The sequence below is a fragment of the Paraburkholderia translucens genome (assembly GCF_020881035.1).
Taxonomy (GTDB): domain Bacteria; phylum Pseudomonadota; class Gammaproteobacteria; order Burkholderiales; family Burkholderiaceae; genus Paraburkholderia; species Paraburkholderia translucens.
In genome coordinates this window covers 87,312-103,270 of sequence record NZ_JAJITC010000004.1, presented here as the reverse complement: position 1 = coordinate 103,270, position 15,959 = coordinate 87,312, and the positions used below count along the sequence as shown (strand labels likewise).

The window sequence follows — 15,959 nt, the reverse complement described above, 5'->3', positions numbered from 1 at the left end:
GATAAGCGACTGATTTAAAAGGATTTTTAGTCATCCTTCCGAGCGCGTTTGAGTCGTGGCGGGTACAATAAGAAAAATTGAACTTTCCTTCCTTTCAGCATGCAGTCCGCCGCAATCACCCAAACCGCCGAGAAACAACGCGTTGCGCGCAAAAGTACCTTTGCGAGCATAGCTGTCAATACCGTGTTGATGACGCTGCAAATCATCGTCGGCGTGATTGCGCACTCGCAGGCACTCGTTGCCGACGGTGTCCATTCCCTTGCCGATCTCATTTCCGATTTTGTGGTGCTGATTGCCAACCGGCATAGCGGGACAGAGCCCGACGCGGATCACAATTATGGGCATAGCCGCTATGAGACGGTGGCGTCGTTATTTCTCGGCGCGCTGCTGATCTCGGTCGGTGTCGGCATGTTGTGGCGCGCCGGCACACGGCTCGCCGATCTGCAAAATATTCCCGCCGTGCACATGAGCGCACTCGTCGTCGCGGTGCTCGTGCTCGTCAGCAAGGAAGCGCTGTTTCGCTACATGCTGCGCGAGGCCAAGCGCGTGCGTTCCGCAATGCTGATCGCGAACGCATGGCATGCGCGCTCGGACGCGGCGTCGTCGTTGGTGGTGGCGATCGGGGTGATCGGCAGTCTCGCCGGTGTGCGGCTACTCGACCCGATCGCTGCGGCGATTGTCGGCTTCATGGTTGCGCGCATGGGCTGGACCTTTGGCTGGGACGCGCTGCAGGATCTGTCGGACCGCGCGCTCGACGAAACCGCTGCCGCCGACGTGCGCGCGCTGCTGATGGCCACCCCCGGCGTGCGCGACGTGCACGAAATGCGCACGCGCAAGATGGGCGATTTCGCGCTAGTCGACGCACACATCCTGGTCGATCCGATGATATCGGTGTCCGAGGGGCATTACATCGCGGAGTCGGCGCGTTTGCGCGTTCTGAGCGACAAGCGTGTGCTCGACGCGTTGATCCACGTCGATCCGGAAAATGATGCGCTCGCGCATCCGCCCGTCGATCTGCCGCCGCGCGAGCGGGTGGTCGGTGAGGTCAACGCGGCACTGGCTGCTGGCGGCTTGCAGGCTGCGGCGGTGAATCTCCACTACCTGAGCACCGGGCTCGATGTGGAGGTGGTGCTGCCGGCGGCGTCTGGTGGACGCAGCGCAGTAGGCGCGGCCGAGGCTGCTGCTCTGCTGGACAGCGAGGCGCAATTACTCCGTCGCGTCGACCTGGAGGCGCTCAAGCGCCGTCTCGGCGCGCGCAAGCTCGACGTGCTGCTGCAACGGGACATATCCGCAGCTCAAGGCGGCTCGGCGGCGGCCCCCGTCACAGCGGCAACTGGGTATCGAACTTGATTTCGCGCAGCACGACGCTCGTACGCACCTGCGCGACGGCCGGAATCTTGAAAATGCGCTCGTGAAGGAAGCTGTCGTACGCCTTGATGTCCGGCGCGACGATCTTCAGGATGTAATCGGATTCGCCGGTCGTGCTGTAGCACTCGGTCACTTCGGGACAGGTGGCGATTTCGCGTTCGAACTGCTCGACCCCACCCTCGGTGTGACGCGTCAGATGGATATGCGCGAGCGCGCACACGTGCAGGCCGAGCTTTTCGCGATCGAGCAGCGCCGTGTAGCGCTGGATCACACCCGACTGTTCCATGTCCTTGATGCGCCGCCAGCACGGCGTGCTCGACAGACCGACCTGATCGGAGATTTCCTGCACGGAACGGCGTGCGTCGAGCTGGAGCAGGCGCAGGATCTTCTGTGAGAACGTATCGAGTGTCAACTGCGCCTCCATTAGCGTCGCCGTATCAACGCATGGTAGAGGGCGCGAAAACGAAACGCAATGTAAAACGGGCTCCAGCGAGCGAGATTGTCTAATTTACCGGGTCCGGAGCGGCGTTTTGCCCTGAGCCGTCCCCATCATCTTTACCCTCCGTCGACAGAGCCGGCTGACGCGCCCGCAACTCCTTCAGCATGTTGCAAAAGAGGGCGCCTTGCTCGATTGCGTCGTCGAGCGCGACGTGGGTATGAGGATGCTCGTCGAACCAGTGCTTGGGAAAGCGCGGCTTGATGTTCTTCCGATACGGCAGGCCGGTCATGGCGAACGCGAGCGTCTTGATGTCGAGCGCCGACCACGAGAACGGGCAACGGCCGACGAAGCGCATCATGTACCAGAACATATAAGTGAAGTCGAAGCCGGCCGGCATCGCGACGAACACCGGCTTGCCCGGCAGCGCCTCGACCCATTCGACATAGGCGGTCAATGCCGCCTCGGGCTTCTGCAAGTCCTGGCGGCAGGCCGCCCATGCTTCCGGCTGGGTCTTCCACCACGCTTCCTGCACCGGATGCGGCGAGGCGCCTTCGAGCAATTCGAGATTTGCCGAGAAAGTCGCGATCAGCTGTTTGTCTTCGGTGTAGGCGGCGGATGCGAAGCTCAGCATCGAATGCGGGCCCGGGATCGGGCCGTCCGCTTCGACGTCGGTACTCACATAGATTTCGCTGCTCATGCGCCCACTCCGTCGGCCACGTACGGATTCGTGCGGCGCTCGGCGCCGAACGTCGAGGTCGGGCCGTGGCCCGGCACGAACGTGACGTCGTCGCCGAGCGGCCAGAGCTTGTTGCGGATCGAGCGGACCAGGTCCGCATGGTTGCCGCGCGGGAAATCCGTGCGGCCGATCGAGCCCGCGAACAGCACGTCGCCAACTAGCGCTAGCCGGTGCGCGCGGCTGAAGAACACCACGTGGCCCGGCGTATGGCCGGGGCAGTGATAGACCTCCAGGATTTCGTCGCCGAATTGCACGGTATCGCCGTCTTGCAGCCAGCGGTCCGGTTCGAAGGCGTCCGCAGCAGGGAAACCGAAGCGCGTGCTCTGGTCCGGCAGCTTGTCGAGCCAGAAGCGTTCGTCGGGATGCGGACCTTCGATCGGCACGCCATAGTGGGTGGCGAGCGTCTTCGCGCCGGCGCAGTGATCGATGTGGCCGTGGGTCAAGAAGACCTTCTCGACGCTCGCGTTCTGCCTTGCGACCTCGCGCTGGATCACGTCGAGGTCGCCACCCGGATCGACGATGGCCGCGCGCCCGGTGGCTTCGCAAACGACCAGCGAGCAGTTCTGCTGGAACGGCGTGACGGGGATCAGAGTGACTTTCATGGCTGGACGGCGCACTGGAAAAACGTTGATTGTACCGGCCTCGCGACAGTCCCCGTCGTCCATGCGACCGGGCGTGCGGAGTCCGCCGCCGCCGTCTTGCCGCGCCCATTCTTGCGATAAATGTGAAGATTGATCAAGATTTTGAGCCGCTCACCATCCCGAAAAAAAGTTTTGGGTATAATGGGCCTCATGCACGTTGGTTGTGCTGCCACGAGGCGATGCATCCCCACCAAAAGGGAATGCCGCTCGCCGTTCAAGTAAGGGCTGTCGGAGTGTTGACGGCCATCATGTATCGATGCGTTCGATGCACACGTCTTGCCCAGCCAGGCGCCGCGCGCCTGCTACGGATCTAACCTCCGTAACGCTGGGTGGGGCCTACGCCGCCGTTCCTGTGCGCTGAGTTGCGCGCGCAAGAACGTGTCTTTGCCACGTTCAGTTGGCGGCGTGTGGGGTCTGGTCAGGCTGCCGGGGACAGGTTGCGCCAGACGTGAAAATTAACCGTGCGGTAGCGGCTGAGTGAGCCGCATCCGGGCTTTGACGTACTGCGCTTTTCGCGCGGCGCGTTGTCGTCCCTACCGCACGAGTCGCATGCAAGACGCCCAGCTTTGCGGGTGACGCGGCTCGACAATGTGATTGCACGTCCTATGAAAACTCGGCTAAACCGTGGTCTAGGGACTCTTTTTGCCTTTTTTGTACTGGCTGGCTGCGCCACGCGTCCGGGCGGGAACGACTCGTCCGCCAACGACACGCTGCAAAGTACAAAGAACGTGCATCTGAGTTCGTTCGGACCGCAATCGTTCGGCAGCGCGCCGGCCTCGAGCCCGAGCGCGCCAGCATCGTCGCTGGCCGACGCGCAGCCGCTCAGCGAAGACGGTGTCGACGTCTCGGACTTCCATCAGATCGGACGCGCCTCCTGGTACGGACGCTTCTTCCATGGCCACCGCACCGCCAACGGCGAGCGTTACGACATGCACGCGCTGACGGCGGCGCATCGCACGCTGCCGCTCGGCTCGTACGTGCGCGTGACCAATCCGGCCAATTCGCGCTCGGTGATCGTGCGGATCAACGACCGCGGCCCATACGCGCGCGGCCGCGTGATCGATCTGTCGATGGCGGCCGCCGCCCTGCTCGACATGCGCCACACCGGCACGGCGCGGGTCAAGATCGAAGGACTCACGCAGCAGGAAGCACGTGCCGCGTTGAACGAGACGCTGGCGTCGAACTCAGACTCGGGCAAGTGATGTGATGTGACGTGACGCGGCGGTGATGCTGCGTCGGCTGCACGAACCGTCTGTAGAAAATAGAAGGGCCGCAACTTGCGGCCCTTAATTTTTGCCCGCCCCACTCGGCTCTCAGGCGTCGGGCTTGCCTTCCTTTAGCGCCAGCGCGCGAGCATACAGCGCGTTGCGCGACGCCCCCGTGAGCGTCGCCGCGACTCTCGCCGCGCTGCTCACCGTCAATTCTTCCAGCAGGATGCCGAGCAGTGCGTCGTGATCGTGCTCGTTGGCCGCTTCGGGCGACGCGCCCTCGACTACCAGCACGAATTCGCCGCGCTGCCGGTTCGCATCGGCGGCGAGCCACGTTGGCCCTTCGGCCAGGGTGCCCTGGTGCAGCGTTTCGTGTAACTTCGTCAGTTCCCGCGCGATCAGCAGACGGCGCGTGCCGCCTAACGCATCGGCGAGCGCCTGCACCGTCTCGACTATCCGATGCGGCGCTTCGTAGAACACCATCGCGTGACGATGCTGCGCGAGCGCCTGCAAAGCGGAGGCGCGCGCCTTCGGCTTGGGTGGCAGGAAGCCGAGGAACGAGAACGTCGCGACCCAGTCGCCGGCCGCGCTCAGCGCGGTTGCGAGTGCGCTCGCGCCGGGCAGCGGGATCACCGCGAAGCCGGCCTCGCGTACCGCGTCGACGAGCTTGGCGCCCGGGTCCGAGATTCCTGGCGTGCCCGCGTCGGACACATAGGCCACGCGCTCGCCGGCCTTCAGATACTCGATCACGCGCTGCGCCGCCGCTAGCTCGTTGTGCTGGTGGACGGCGACGAGCGGCTTCGAGATCCCGTAGCGCGCCAGCAGCTGACCGGTGTTGCGGGTGTCCTCGGCGGCAATGCGGTCCGCGAGCCCGAGCACATGCAGCGCGCGCAGCGTGATGTCGGCGACGTTGCCGATCGGCGTGGCCACCACATACAGCGCGGCGGCGGGGTACTGCTGCCCTTGCGCGAGTTCGGAGAGAGAAGTCATGACACGGAAGACGCAAACAGACGGAACGAGGCCGACATTGTGCCATGTGGGGTTGCGCGAGCAGATCGCGCCGAAGAGCACACAAAAATCGCCCGCAAAAATCACAGCGCAAGCCGCTTACAACTTTTCCGTCATTAACCAGTCCAAATACGTCGGCGCGGCTTTCGAAGCTCGCGCACAGGAATTCTTGCAGCGCCAGCGTCTGCGCTTCGTCGCGCGCAACGTGTCATGCCGGGGCGGCGAGATCGATCTCGTGATGCGCGATCGCGACGGCGCGCTGGTGTTCGTCGAAGTTCGCGCGCGTGCGCAGCGGCAATACGGCGGTGCGGCCGCCAGCATCGGTTGGCAGAAGAGGCAGCGCATCGTGCGAGCGGCGCGACACTATCTCGCGACGCGCGCCGCGAGAAACGGCGGCCCGCGCGACGAACCCGCGTGCCGTTTCGACGTGATCGCGTTCGAGAGCGGTCGGCTCGTATGGCTGCGCGACGCGTTTCGCGCCGACGAGGTCTGACAGCCGGCGCGGACAACCCGCGCGAGTGCGATAAACTTGCGCTCGCATGCCGCGCTCGAAAGCGCTCGGCGGGCTCTCGGCAGGCAAGCCGTTTCACAACGATTGTTCGATTTTTCGCTCTCGCGCGCGGTGCGTGCCGCGCGGCTCATCGGCGGGCATAGCCTGGCAATATCACTTCACAACACGGCCGCGCAGTGCGGTCCATTCGCGGTAGAAGATAGAGACTCGATGTCAGTCGAACGCATTCAACAACACTTCCGCGACAGCGCGGCAGTCAAACTCGAAGCCCTCGAAACCCTCTCGATGCCGATCGCCGCAGCAATCGACACGATGTTCGCCGCGCTCGCCAACGGCAATCGCATCCTCGCGTGCGGCAACGGCGGCTCGGCGGCCGACGCGCAGCATTTCGCCGCAGAGTTGATCGGCCGCTTCGAGCGCGAGCGGCCGGGCCTGCCGGCCATCGCGCTCAGCACTGACACATCCGTGCTCACCGCAATTGCCAACGACTATTCGTTCGAACAGATTTACGCGAAGCAGGTTTGGGCCCTCGGGCAGCCCGGCGACGTGCTGCTCGCGATCACGACGTCCGGCAATTCCACGAACGTGCTCGCAGCGATCGAAGCCGCGCACGAGCGCGAAATGATCGTCGTCGCGCTGAGCGGCAAGGGCGGCGGACGCGTGCACGAGGTGCTGAGCGACACCGACATCCATGTGTGCGTGCCGTCCGATCGCACCGCGCGCATCCAGGAAGTGCACCTGCTGACCATCCATTGCCTGTGCGACGGCATCGATGCCATGTTGCTCGGCGAAGACTGAGACTGATTCCGAAGGAGAGCTAGTTGATGAGCGTATTCCGCGTCAAGAAGACACTGGTGAGAACCGTGCTCGTGGTCGGGTTCGCGGCGGGGTTGTCGGCCACGCTGCAAGGTTGTTTTCTCGCCGTGGGGGCTGCGGCGGGCGGCGGCGCGCTGGTGGCGACCGACCGCCGTACACTTGGCGCGCAGACCGAGGACCGCGAAATTCAGGTGAAGGCGCTGTCGCAGATCAGCCAGAATCTGCCGGACTCCGCGCACGTCAATGTCACAGTGTTCAACCGCCGCGTGCTGCTGACCGGCGAGGTCGCGGGCGATGCGTCGAAGCAGCGCGCCGAGAGCATCGTGCGGAACATGAACAACGTGAATACGATCGTCAACGAACTGGCGATCATGCCGGCGAGCTCGTTCTCCTCCCGCACCAACGACACCTACCTCGAAACGCGCGTGAAGACCGCTTTGATCGCCGAGAAAAACATTTCGGCGAACAACTTCAAGGTCGTGGCCGAGCGCGGCAATGTGTATCTGATGGGCCTCGTCACGATGGATGAGGGCAAGATCGGCGCCGACGTCACGAGTCGCGTGCCGGGCGTCGTGCAAGTCGTCAAGGTGTTCCAGTACATCCAGCCGCAGGAAGCCGAGGCTGCCGCTGCTGCTGCTCCGGCGCCGGTGGCCGCCTCGCAGCCCGAGGCCAGCGAGCCGACGGTCGGCGCGATTCCCGATTCGTCGGTGAGTGCGCGGCCGCTCGATCAGCAGGCGCCTGCGCCGGTCAGCTCGTCGACGTCGGTGCGGCCGGGTAATCCGAAGGCGGTGCCTTGATGCGGGGTATGGCGCGTGTGGGCGTTGTGTTCACGGTGGCGATCGGTGCGCTGGGCGGGGCGATGACTTCGGCCGCAAGCGCAGCCGAAGTGCCGCGCGGTCAGCAGGTGGCCTCCGCAAATGCGTGCATGGGCTGTCACGCGGTGGATCGCAAATTGGTCGGTCCGTCGTTCCAGCAGATCGCCGCGAAGTACAAGGGCGACGCGCAGGCGCCCGCCCGACTTGCGCGCAAGGTGAAGGACGGCGGTTCCGGTGTCTGGGGCGTGATTCCGATGCCGGCCCATCAATCGATGAGCGATGCGGACATCCGCACGGTGGTCGACTGGGTGCTCGCGGGTGCGCCGTCCAGATGAGGTTTTCCCGAGGCTAGGAGGCTTGGCAAAAGGGAAAATGGCTGTGCTAGAATCGTTTTCGTTGGGGGGGTAGCTCAGCTGGGAGAGCGTCGCGTTCGCAATGCGAAGGTCGAGGGTTCGATCCCCTTCCTCTCCACCAAAAATCGCTTTAAAAACAACGCACTACGTCTTGCGATGTAGTGCGTTGTTTTGCATTCTGACGCAGGTTTTTGCACATCGCGTGTGGCAAGTTTGTGGCGCTAATCCAACTCCTGACATCGCGTTGTTGATTGGTAGAAATCACTTCGCGACCCTACCGAGACCGCAGCGACCGTAAGAGTCAACCTTGCTGGCATCAGCCAAGCAGAAAAAGGGCTCTGATCGTGCGAAGCCCTTCTGAATTCTAGCTGAGCGTGAGTAACACTCGGCCTACGGATTAGGAGACTGGACTGGTTGATGTAAATTCTTTAGTAATCAAATACTTGCTTCGCTTGCCATCAGTGCTTTCCAATCTCATCCAACCCTAAACATGGGGTGCCCGGACACGGTATGTCACGATTCCGGCACAGTATGGTCCGCACTCACAGAGTCGCTTTATGCCTTTTGCGTCGAGCGCCCGCCCGAGATGATCGCCGCGCTCGGTCATCGGGCGCTAGCCAGCTGATTCTGTTTGAAACTGTTCGGAAGCGCGGAAGGTTGCTTATCTGACCTCACTGTGCTGAATCATTCCCACTCGATTGTTAATAGCGGCATCAAAGTCTTTGCCAACGGGGCTTTCCGCGCAACTTGGAAGGACGATGCCATGAAAAATGCCATCCACGAAATTTTTGAGTGTCTCAGCTCCCCGGGACGTCCGATCAGGGGGCTGCATATGTTCTTCAGAGGCCGGACGAAGGAAAGCTGATCCTTTAACCTCTTCGGCAACGTCTTGGCAATTTCGTAGGTCGCCAGCCGATTTCTCACACCAGTGGTGCGAGTTTTACCTAACCGCCCCTGGCCGTATCACTATTTCTCCTGTCAACTCGCTCGACAAACCAACACTCGATGCGAAACACGCGGACAACGACTAGAATTGCCGCGCGGTAGACAAAATAGTTGCGCCGTCAGTAACCAGTGCGCACAGGTCTGCGAGGGGCCAGAGTCGCTAGGCCCATCCTCACCTTGAAGAATAAGCGCATCAGACAAAGAGCGTAAACATGAGCCAAGCATCCGAGCTTAAATCTCTCATAGATGAATTAGATCGCATACATAGCGGGGCCCTCCCCTGGCAGGAAGAAGTCGGCATGCCCGATTTTGTCACTGCTGAAAATGGTCTGCAACGGCACTTTACTCAGAAAGCGAGAACCGTTTTACGGCAGTTCTCGAAGATCATCCACGAAAATCGTTCTTCAAACTCGCGAAAGATCGAACTCGAGGAGTACGAGAAAATAGTGCGCCAAGCGGTCGCCGATATGCACGCCGCAGGCGAATTTTCAGGATTCGAGGAAAACGATCAAGGGAGCCTCATACCAAAGATAAAAACCCTCATCGAGGATAGACTAGCTAGCACCACCCCTGAATATACGCACTACTTTCCAGCTTGGACTCTTGGCATGGAGAGGGATTCTCCATTCTCAATCGGCCCCGTAACGATATTTAATCGGTTCGATTGGATAGACGCTGTTGATTTCCCTAAAAATGGGAAAGAGCACTATCTAAACCAGCCAGAGGCAAATAATCGCTGGAAAGAAATTCTCAAAGAAGCACTACAAAAACCCAAGGATAGCTCGCCCATTGAGGGATTAGCCAGCGCCGTGTACGGTGCAGTTCGTGAGTGTCCTGCACTGGTCAAAGTTACAGTTCTCGGCTACGAAAAGAGTTTCTCTCGCAAACTAGCTAGACTGGCTGCAAAAACTGCTCTCGATGCCATATCTCTGGGATTTGGGGCGCCGGAATGCTTCCAGCAACAAGCACTTCATGAGGAGCGCCTCCCTCCTGTCGGGACTAACAGCCTAGTTGAAACCAAAGGCTTCCTTTGGCTTCCCGGAAGTTCGATTGGACAACGATTACCCTCAGCGCCACACAGTCGGGTGAAGCAAGCATTGATGGATCTTGCTCAAATTTTCCCTGCATTTGGAGAAATCATTGAGGGACTACTTGATCCGTCAAAGCACGCGCACCCCAAGCTCGCCAATCGGTGGGCTACTGCACTAGATTGGTTTGGTGAAGGCTGCCGCGAGTCAAGCGACGCCATTGCATTGGCAAAACTAGGAACTTGCTTGGACGTTCTTTCTTGCGGAGGGAAATACAATGGCATTAAGGATATGGTCGCACACCTGACCGGCATAAGCGAAGATACGCAGGTAATACATGGCGACCACCCCCGCACACTGAAACAATTAGTCAAGGATATATACGATTCCGGTCGATCAAAAATATTACATGGTACGCATTACGACAGACTTGAATCATTCGCCGCAGAACGAAAGCACGCAGTTTATCTCGCTCGGATAATGCTTATTGAAGCTGCGATAAGACTACGAGGCTACAAAGGTCAAGATGAAGACAAGGCATTTAGAACGATGTGAGTCATTCGGCGCACCAAAATTTGCAACACTACGCCGCAACAAGTTGCCCCGATAGGCGGTGAACCTCGCCACGTTCCATGCAGCGTACTGACGGAGTCCAAGGTGGAACAGCTACCGCAAACATCCAGCACGGCCGGCATCGACGCCGGCCCGTCCCTTCCCTTGCTGGCGACGGAAGCCTACGAAGCGCTATCGCAGTTCCCGAAACGCCCACGAAGAACCGCCCCTATCCGGGCGGATTCAGGAGTCAAACCCGGATTTGGCGCGACGCGGCATGAGACGAGGAGAAACAGACGCCGAGATGCTAGGGAGACTGATACAAAAATCAAACGACATCTAAGCTCAAATGAAGCACAATGTAGCTACAGAAAAGCTTGGGGCATGCCATGGCAAGCAGTAGTGATATCGTCCGCGCCCGGATTGACGGCCATATCAAAGAGGAAGCCACGAACGTGTTGGCAGGAATGGGCTTATCCGTATCGGACGCCATTCGAATGCTGCTCACGCGCATTGCAGCCGACAAGGCGCTTCCCTTCGATATCAATCGTGTGCAGGCTCAGCCCAGCACCAGGAAGCCGTGAGCGTCTGCCTGAAAAACGCCAAGAAAATTAGGGTCAGAGTCTGAACTCATGGATCGCATACAGCAACTCAACTACGAAAAGGATTTCCGCATTGCCTTCCTGGAATCCAAAGGGGACGGATTTCAACGTTTGTTCGAGAAGCTGATGTCGAAGGCACATCCCAATGACTTCATGGCTTGCCGGCCTTGGGGCAATGTTGGGGATCGGAAGAACGACGGGTATCTACCCTCCGCTCGAATCCTGTTTCAAAGCTACGCCCCCAATGAATTGAGCGCTGCCGAGGCCGTCAAGAAGATCAACGAGGACTTCGAGGGGGCAAAAGAGCACTGGGAAGATTATTTCGATGAGTGGACCTTCGTGCACAACGCACCCGATGGGCGTCTGGGTCCACACGTCATCGAGGCCCTGGCCAAACTCGCGCAAGACAACCCACAGATCAAGATTGGACACTGTGGGTACGAGGAAATGCTGGCGAAGTTCCGTCAGTTAAGCCTTCAGGATCTCGAGTCCTGGTTCGGTCCTTCGTTAACAATGGAAGCAAATGTCAATCTGGGCTTCAGCGATCTGGCCGCTGTGCTCACTCACATCAGCATCACACCCGTACCCACGACAAGCGAGGTGAAGGACGTTTCGCGCGGAAAGATCGAGGCAAACCTTCTGTCTCAAGCTGTCGCCGACTTCCTGAAGATCGGTATGCAAAAGTCGCCGCTCGTTGCACAGTTCTTCAATAGCTGGAAGAACCCTACTTACGGCGAGCAGATCGCGCAGGCGTTCAAGAGCGAATACGTGAGGCTGCGGGATGGAGTTCCTCAGCTCCATCCTGATGAAATATTCGGCCGCCTAGAAGCGTGGGCCGGAGGCACGACCAATACCACGCCCACGCACAAGGCGGCCGTGCTGGCCGTGATGGCATACCTGTTCGACAAATGCGAGATTTTTGAAGACGCTCAAGCGATAGGGGCTGCATGATCCTGCCATCCAAACACCTGCCGCAGGATCGCGCACTGCTGACTGTCGGTGCGCGTGTTTTGACCTTCCTCGCACGCCCCAAAACTGTCTCGGCGCTTTGGGAGGAATTGAACAGACACGACACCAGCTTGACCGCAACGCCTCGGCGAATCACCTACGACTGGTTTTTGCTCTCCCTCGACCTGCTGTACGCACTTGGAACCATCGAACTCGAAAGCGGCCTTGTGGCCCGGAGGACAGCGTGATTCATCACATTTTCAGCACGCTGCCTGGTTTCAAAAACCTTGGAGATCTGAAGCCCGGCCTGAATGTGCTGCTCGCCCAAAAAACCGAGGGGGCAACCACCAAGCAAACGCGCAATCGTGCCGGCAAAACCAGTTTCGTTGAGTTGGTGCATTTTCTGCTCGGTGCCGATGCCGGTCCGGAGTCGATTTTCCGCACCCCGGAGCTGGCCGAACACACCTTCGGCATGGACTTCGATTTGAAGTCGGAACGAACGGTCGTCGAGCGCAGCGGTGGTTCCAAAGCCAAAATCTTCGTAACAGCTCCGCCTGCCGCGAAGGTCAAGTTCTCGGCCACCGAGTGGTGTACGTTCCTCGGCGAACAAATGTTTGGCCTGAGCAGCCTTGAAGCTGCAGGCAGCAAGCCGCCTTCGTTCCGGTCGCTGTTTGCCTACTTTGTACGCCGACAGGCGAGCGGCGCCTTCATGACACCAGAAAAGCAGGCCACGATGCAGGGAACTGGCGACATGCAGATGGCGCTGATGTTCCTACTCGGACTGGACTGGCAGATTGCCCGAGATTGGCAAGCTGTGCGCGATCGGGAAAAGACTCTCGAAGAGCTGAAGAAGGCGGCTGGCAACGGTGCGTTCGGTTCAATTATCGGCAAAGCCGCTGACTTGCGCACAGAGCTGACCATTCAGGAGGCTCGTCTCAAGAAGCTTCACGCGGAAGTTGAGACTTTCCAGGTCTTGCCGGAATACCGGGAGCTGGAAGTCGAAAGCGCAACGCTCACCCGCCAGCTCAACGACTTGGCCAACGCCAACACCATCGACTTCTCAGCTATTCGTGATCTGGAAAGCGCCCTCGCCTCCGAGGTTCCTCCGGACCATGAAGACCTTCAAGCTGTCTATCAAGAGGCAGGTATCGTGCTTCCCGGCTTGGTTAAGCGCCGCTATGAAGACGTGAAGAGCTTTCACGAATCGGTGGTGCGCAATCGCAAGGACTATCTGTCCAGCGAACTCGAAGCTGCCAAGCTGCGTATCGAGCTGCGTGATAGTAAGAAAGCACAGCTCGACCAACGGCGTGGCGAGATCCTTGGCATTCTCAAGAGCCATGGTGCTCTCGAACAGTTCCTCAAGTTGCAGGGAGAACTGGGCCGGCTGGAATCCGAAGTGGAATCGCTGAGGCAACGCTTCGAAGCCGCAGAACAGCTCGAAGGCACCAAGAACGAGCTGGACATAGAGCGCAATCGCCTCACGATTCGACTGCGGCGTGACTTTGCTGAGCAGAAGGACCGATTGGCGGAAGCCATCGTCGCCTTCGAGGAAACTTCGCAACGCTTGTATGAATCGGCCGGCAGCATGACGGTCGATGAAACCTCCAACGGACCGATTTTCAAATTCCCGATGCAAGGTGAGCGCAGCAAAGGCATCAAGAATATGCAGATATTCTGCTTCGACATGATGCTTATGCGCTTGTGCGCCAAGCGGCAGATGGGGCCGGGATTTCTGATCCATGATAGCCATCTGTTTGACGGCGTTGACGGGCGCCAGGTCATTAGCGCCTTGCGTCTTGGCTCAGAGATCGCACAGGAGCTTGGTTTTCAATACATCGTGACGATGAATGAGGACGACGCTTTCAAGGAAACCATTGATGGCTTCGATCTTAATGACCATGTACTTCCAACACGTTTGACCGATGCCACGGAAGACGGCGGGCTGTTTGGCATCAGATTTGGATAACTATCGGACTGATGGTGGTTGAATTCTGAGTATGCGCTCGAATATGGGGAGTCCCGGAGCTATCGGCAAGGGCACAGAAAAGGCCGCACTACCCCTCTGAAATCTGCGAGAAACAAGAAGCATGATCGGACAAAGAACCCGCTATTCGTTCGCGCAATTCCTGGAACTGCAGGAGCCCATGAATTCAATTGTGCTCTTGGGCAAGTACGGGGTGCAGCACTTATCGTTGTCCCACGGACAACTGTTGTACGGCTTATTGAACACGCTACGCGATCTCGATGACCGCACGCTTATGCTGGCGCTGGCCGAGGTTGTTGCGACTACGGGCGATCTGCGGGCCAGGGTCAATCCGAAGTATCGGTTCGACGAGCGCTTGCACGACCTGACGCAGTGCCTACTGCTAGACGGCTACATCATCGAGGGCAAGAAGCTGGTTCAAACTGATCCATCGATTGCCGATGCAGCGCCCTTGGAGGATGACCTGATCGCTGCCTTGCAGAACTCGGGGGCTCCTCATGTGCAGGAAATCATCGCCAAGATCGACGACTCGGCTGGCGCGTTCCGGTCGACGCCGCCCGACTACAACGCGTCGCTCGTGAATGCCCGCGTGGCGCTGGAGACGCTGGCGGGTGACGTGGCTGCCCATATTGCCTCGCAGCAGCCGACACCAGCCACCTACAACCCATCGAAGTGGGGCGAGGTGCTTGCGTTCCTGCGAAGCAGCGGCGAGATCACGGTCGAGGAGGAAAAAGGGCTGGCTGGCGTGTTCGGTTTTCTGAGTCCTGGCGCTCACCGCCCGATGGGCATCCCGGAAGATCAGATGACGCGGCTCGGCCGCTCCTTCGCGCTCAACATGTGCTGGTTCTTGCTCAAGAACCATCTCCTGCGAATCCAACAGCCTTGAACGCACCGGCTCGATTGTGCAAGGAACGACAACATGCCGTTTGAGATTAAGCCTTGGGAAGCGATTGTCGAGAACTACGGATGCACAATTCTCCTCGGCAATGGTGCTAGCATTTCCGTCAGTCCGAGTTTTTCGTATGCCTCGCTGCTTCAGCATGCCGCTGAGCAGAACTTGCTTCCAGACAACGCTCGGCAACTATTCAATTTCTTTCAGACCAACGACTTCGAACTGGTTCTTCGGATCGTCTGGCAGGCGTCGAACGTCAACCGTTCGCTACAAATACCGGATGAGCGGACCCATGCCGCCTACGTCGCTCTTAGGGACTGCCTCATCCAGACAGTCCGCGACATTCACCCGGAGCACGGTGCGGTAAGCGCCCACCTGCCGAGCATTTATCAATTCCTGAAGCGCTTCAAAACTGTCATTTCGCTCAACTACGACCTAGTTGTGTACTGGGCTATGACCTACGGTTTGGATATCGACGATCAGCATGCGTTTAAGGACTGCTTTGTGGGAGGTGGCGCCTTCAACGATGACTGGCAGCGATTCAGGCAGCCGATCCGAGGAGATCGTTCAACCTCGCTCGTTTTCTATCCGCATGGCAGTTTGGTATTGTGTCGAAACTTGGTCGAACAGGAACGCAAGATCCACAACCTTCAGGACGGGTTACTGGAGGCGGTCCTGCAACGCTGGCAAAACGGAGAGGTCGTGCCTTTGTTCGTGAGTGAGGGAACTTGGACACAGAAAGTTACTTCCATCCAGAACAGCTACTACCTCTCCACCGTCTACAGAGAAGTTCTGAAATCGCAGCGGGACACCCTAGTGGTCTACGGCTGGGGCTTCGCCGAGCAAGATATTCACCTCCTGCAGCGCATGAAGGACACGGGCATCAATCGTGTAGCGGTGTCAGTATTCCGAGGCGATCAGGCGTACTGCAACCGGGTCTTCCAGATGATCCATGATGCATTAGGAGCGCATGTCGAAGTGGAATTCTTCGACAGCGAAAGCCCCGGTTGCTGGATTCACCCGCCCCACCAAGAACCACGCCCTGCCGGATAGCGCGCAGCGGAGCCCCTTATGTCAGCCGGCCTTGTTGGATCACTGCTCGTCCCCGACCAC

Annotated in this window: 17 protein-coding genes and 1 tRNA gene; 14 read left to right on the top strand and 4 right to left on the bottom strand. The window is 59.3% G+C overall.

Annotated elements, in window-relative coordinates; translation table 11 throughout:
- Positions 1-99: 99 nt before the first annotated feature.
- Positions 100-1,350, top strand: coding sequence for a cation diffusion facilitator family transporter (locus tag LJ655_RS08365; RefSeq protein ID WP_230560786.1), 1,251 nt, complete (start codon positions 100-102; stop codon positions 1,348-1,350).
- Here the strand turns inward: LJ655_RS08365 and LJ655_RS08360 are convergent.
- The 3 genes from LJ655_RS08360 to LJ655_RS08350 all read right to left on the bottom strand — a co-directional run bounded on the left by LJ655_RS08360 (position 1,322) and on the right by LJ655_RS08350 (position 3,145).
- Entirely contained in the window at positions 1,322-1,792 is a 471-nt protein-coding gene (locus tag LJ655_RS08360; RefSeq protein WP_211193365.1) for an Lrp/AsnC family transcriptional regulator, read from the bottom strand. The two genes, LJ655_RS08365 and LJ655_RS08360, sit on opposite strands and share 29 nt — an antisense overlap.
- Positions 1,793-1,871: 79 nt before the next feature.
- Positions 1,872-2,504 carry a 3'-5' exonuclease family protein gene (locus LJ655_RS08355; protein WP_230560785.1) on the bottom strand — a complete coding sequence of 211 codons (633 nt, stop codon included), beginning with the start codon at positions 2,502-2,504 and terminating at the stop codon, positions 1,872-1,874.
- The gene (locus LJ655_RS08350) at positions 2,501-3,145 is read right to left on the bottom strand and encodes an MBL fold metallo-hydrolase (protein WP_230560784.1); all 645 of its coding nucleotides are present in this window, start codon (positions 3,143-3,145) and stop codon (positions 2,501-2,503) included. The genes LJ655_RS08355 and LJ655_RS08350 overlap by 4 nt, the downstream gene beginning before the upstream one ends.
- A 644-nt stretch (positions 3,146-3,789) precedes the next feature.
- Between LJ655_RS08350 and LJ655_RS08345 the strand changes: the two genes are divergently transcribed.
- Positions 3,790-4,386 (top strand): septal ring lytic transglycosylase RlpA family protein, encoded by a 597-nt coding sequence (locus tag LJ655_RS08345; protein WP_230560783.1) that lies wholly within the window; start codon positions 3,790-3,792, stop codon positions 4,384-4,386.
- A 111-nt stretch (positions 4,387-4,497) separates the two neighbouring features.
- Here LJ655_RS08345 and rsmI read toward each other — a convergent pair whose 3' ends face one another.
- Complete coding sequence (gene rsmI / locus LJ655_RS08340; RefSeq protein ID WP_230560782.1) at positions 4,498-5,382, bottom strand: 16S rRNA (cytidine(1402)-2'-O)-methyltransferase; 885 nt, start codon at positions 5,380-5,382, stop codon at positions 4,498-4,500.
- Between rsmI and LJ655_RS08335 the strand changes: the two genes are divergently transcribed.
- The 12 genes from LJ655_RS08335 (at position 5,381) to LJ655_RS08280 (ending at position 15,899) form a co-directional block, all read left to right on the top strand.
- Positions 5,381-5,893 (top strand): YraN family protein, encoded by a 513-nt coding sequence (locus LJ655_RS08335; protein WP_230560781.1) that lies wholly within the window; start codon positions 5,381-5,383, stop codon positions 5,891-5,893. The genes rsmI and LJ655_RS08335 overlap by 2 nt on opposite strands.
- A gap of 228 nt (positions 5,894-6,121) precedes the next feature.
- Positions 6,122-6,709, top strand: coding sequence for a phosphoheptose isomerase (locus LJ655_RS08330; protein ID WP_230560780.1), 588 nt, complete (start codon positions 6,122-6,124; stop codon positions 6,707-6,709).
- Between the two features lie 26 nt (positions 6,710-6,735).
- Complete coding sequence (locus LJ655_RS08325) at positions 6,736-7,524, top strand: BON domain-containing protein (protein ID WP_230560779.1); 789 nt, start codon at positions 6,736-6,738, stop codon at positions 7,522-7,524.
- On the top strand, positions 7,524-7,877 hold the full coding sequence (locus tag LJ655_RS08320; RefSeq protein WP_230561094.1) for a c-type cytochrome: 354 nt from the start codon (positions 7,524-7,526) through the stop codon (positions 7,875-7,877). The genes LJ655_RS08325 and LJ655_RS08320 overlap by 1 nt, the downstream gene beginning before the upstream one ends.
- A 63-nt stretch (positions 7,878-7,940) precedes the next feature.
- A tRNA-Ala gene (locus tag LJ655_RS08315) sits at positions 7,941-8,016 on the top strand.
- Positions 8,017-9,052: 1,036 nt separating this feature from the next.
- Positions 9,053-10,423: a HEPN domain-containing protein gene (locus tag LJ655_RS08310; protein WP_230560778.1), complete on the top strand. Its 1,371-nt coding sequence runs from the start codon at positions 9,053-9,055 to the stop codon at positions 10,421-10,423.
- Positions 10,424-10,809: 386 nt separating this feature from the next.
- On the top strand, positions 10,810-11,004 hold the full coding sequence (locus LJ655_RS08305; RefSeq protein WP_081064190.1) for a type II toxin-antitoxin system RelB/DinJ family antitoxin: 195 nt from the start codon (positions 10,810-10,812) through the stop codon (positions 11,002-11,004).
- A gap of 48 nt (positions 11,005-11,052) precedes the next feature.
- Entirely contained in the window at positions 11,053-11,973 is a 921-nt protein-coding gene (locus tag LJ655_RS08300; protein ID WP_230560777.1) for an ABC-three component system protein, read from the top strand.
- Positions 11,970-12,218: an ABC-three component system middle component 6 gene (locus tag LJ655_RS08295; protein ID WP_230560776.1), complete on the top strand. Its 249-nt coding sequence runs from the start codon at positions 11,970-11,972 to the stop codon at positions 12,216-12,218. The genes LJ655_RS08300 and LJ655_RS08295 overlap by 4 nt, the downstream gene beginning before the upstream one ends.
- Positions 12,215-13,936 (top strand): ABC-three component system protein, encoded by a 1,722-nt coding sequence (locus tag LJ655_RS08290; RefSeq protein ID WP_230560775.1) that lies wholly within the window; start codon positions 12,215-12,217, stop codon positions 13,934-13,936. Before LJ655_RS08295 ends, LJ655_RS08290 begins: the two co-directional genes overlap by 4 nt.
- A gap of 121 nt (positions 13,937-14,057) precedes the next feature.
- Positions 14,058-14,840: a hypothetical protein gene (locus LJ655_RS08285; protein ID WP_230560774.1), complete on the top strand. Its 783-nt coding sequence runs from the start codon at positions 14,058-14,060 to the stop codon at positions 14,838-14,840.
- 33 nt (positions 14,841-14,873) lie between these two features.
- A complete protein-coding gene (locus tag LJ655_RS08280) occupies positions 14,874-15,899 on the top strand; it encodes a DUF4917 family protein (RefSeq protein ID WP_230560773.1) in 1,026 nt (341 codons plus the stop codon).
- The last annotated feature ends 60 nt before the right edge of the window (positions 15,900-15,959 follow it).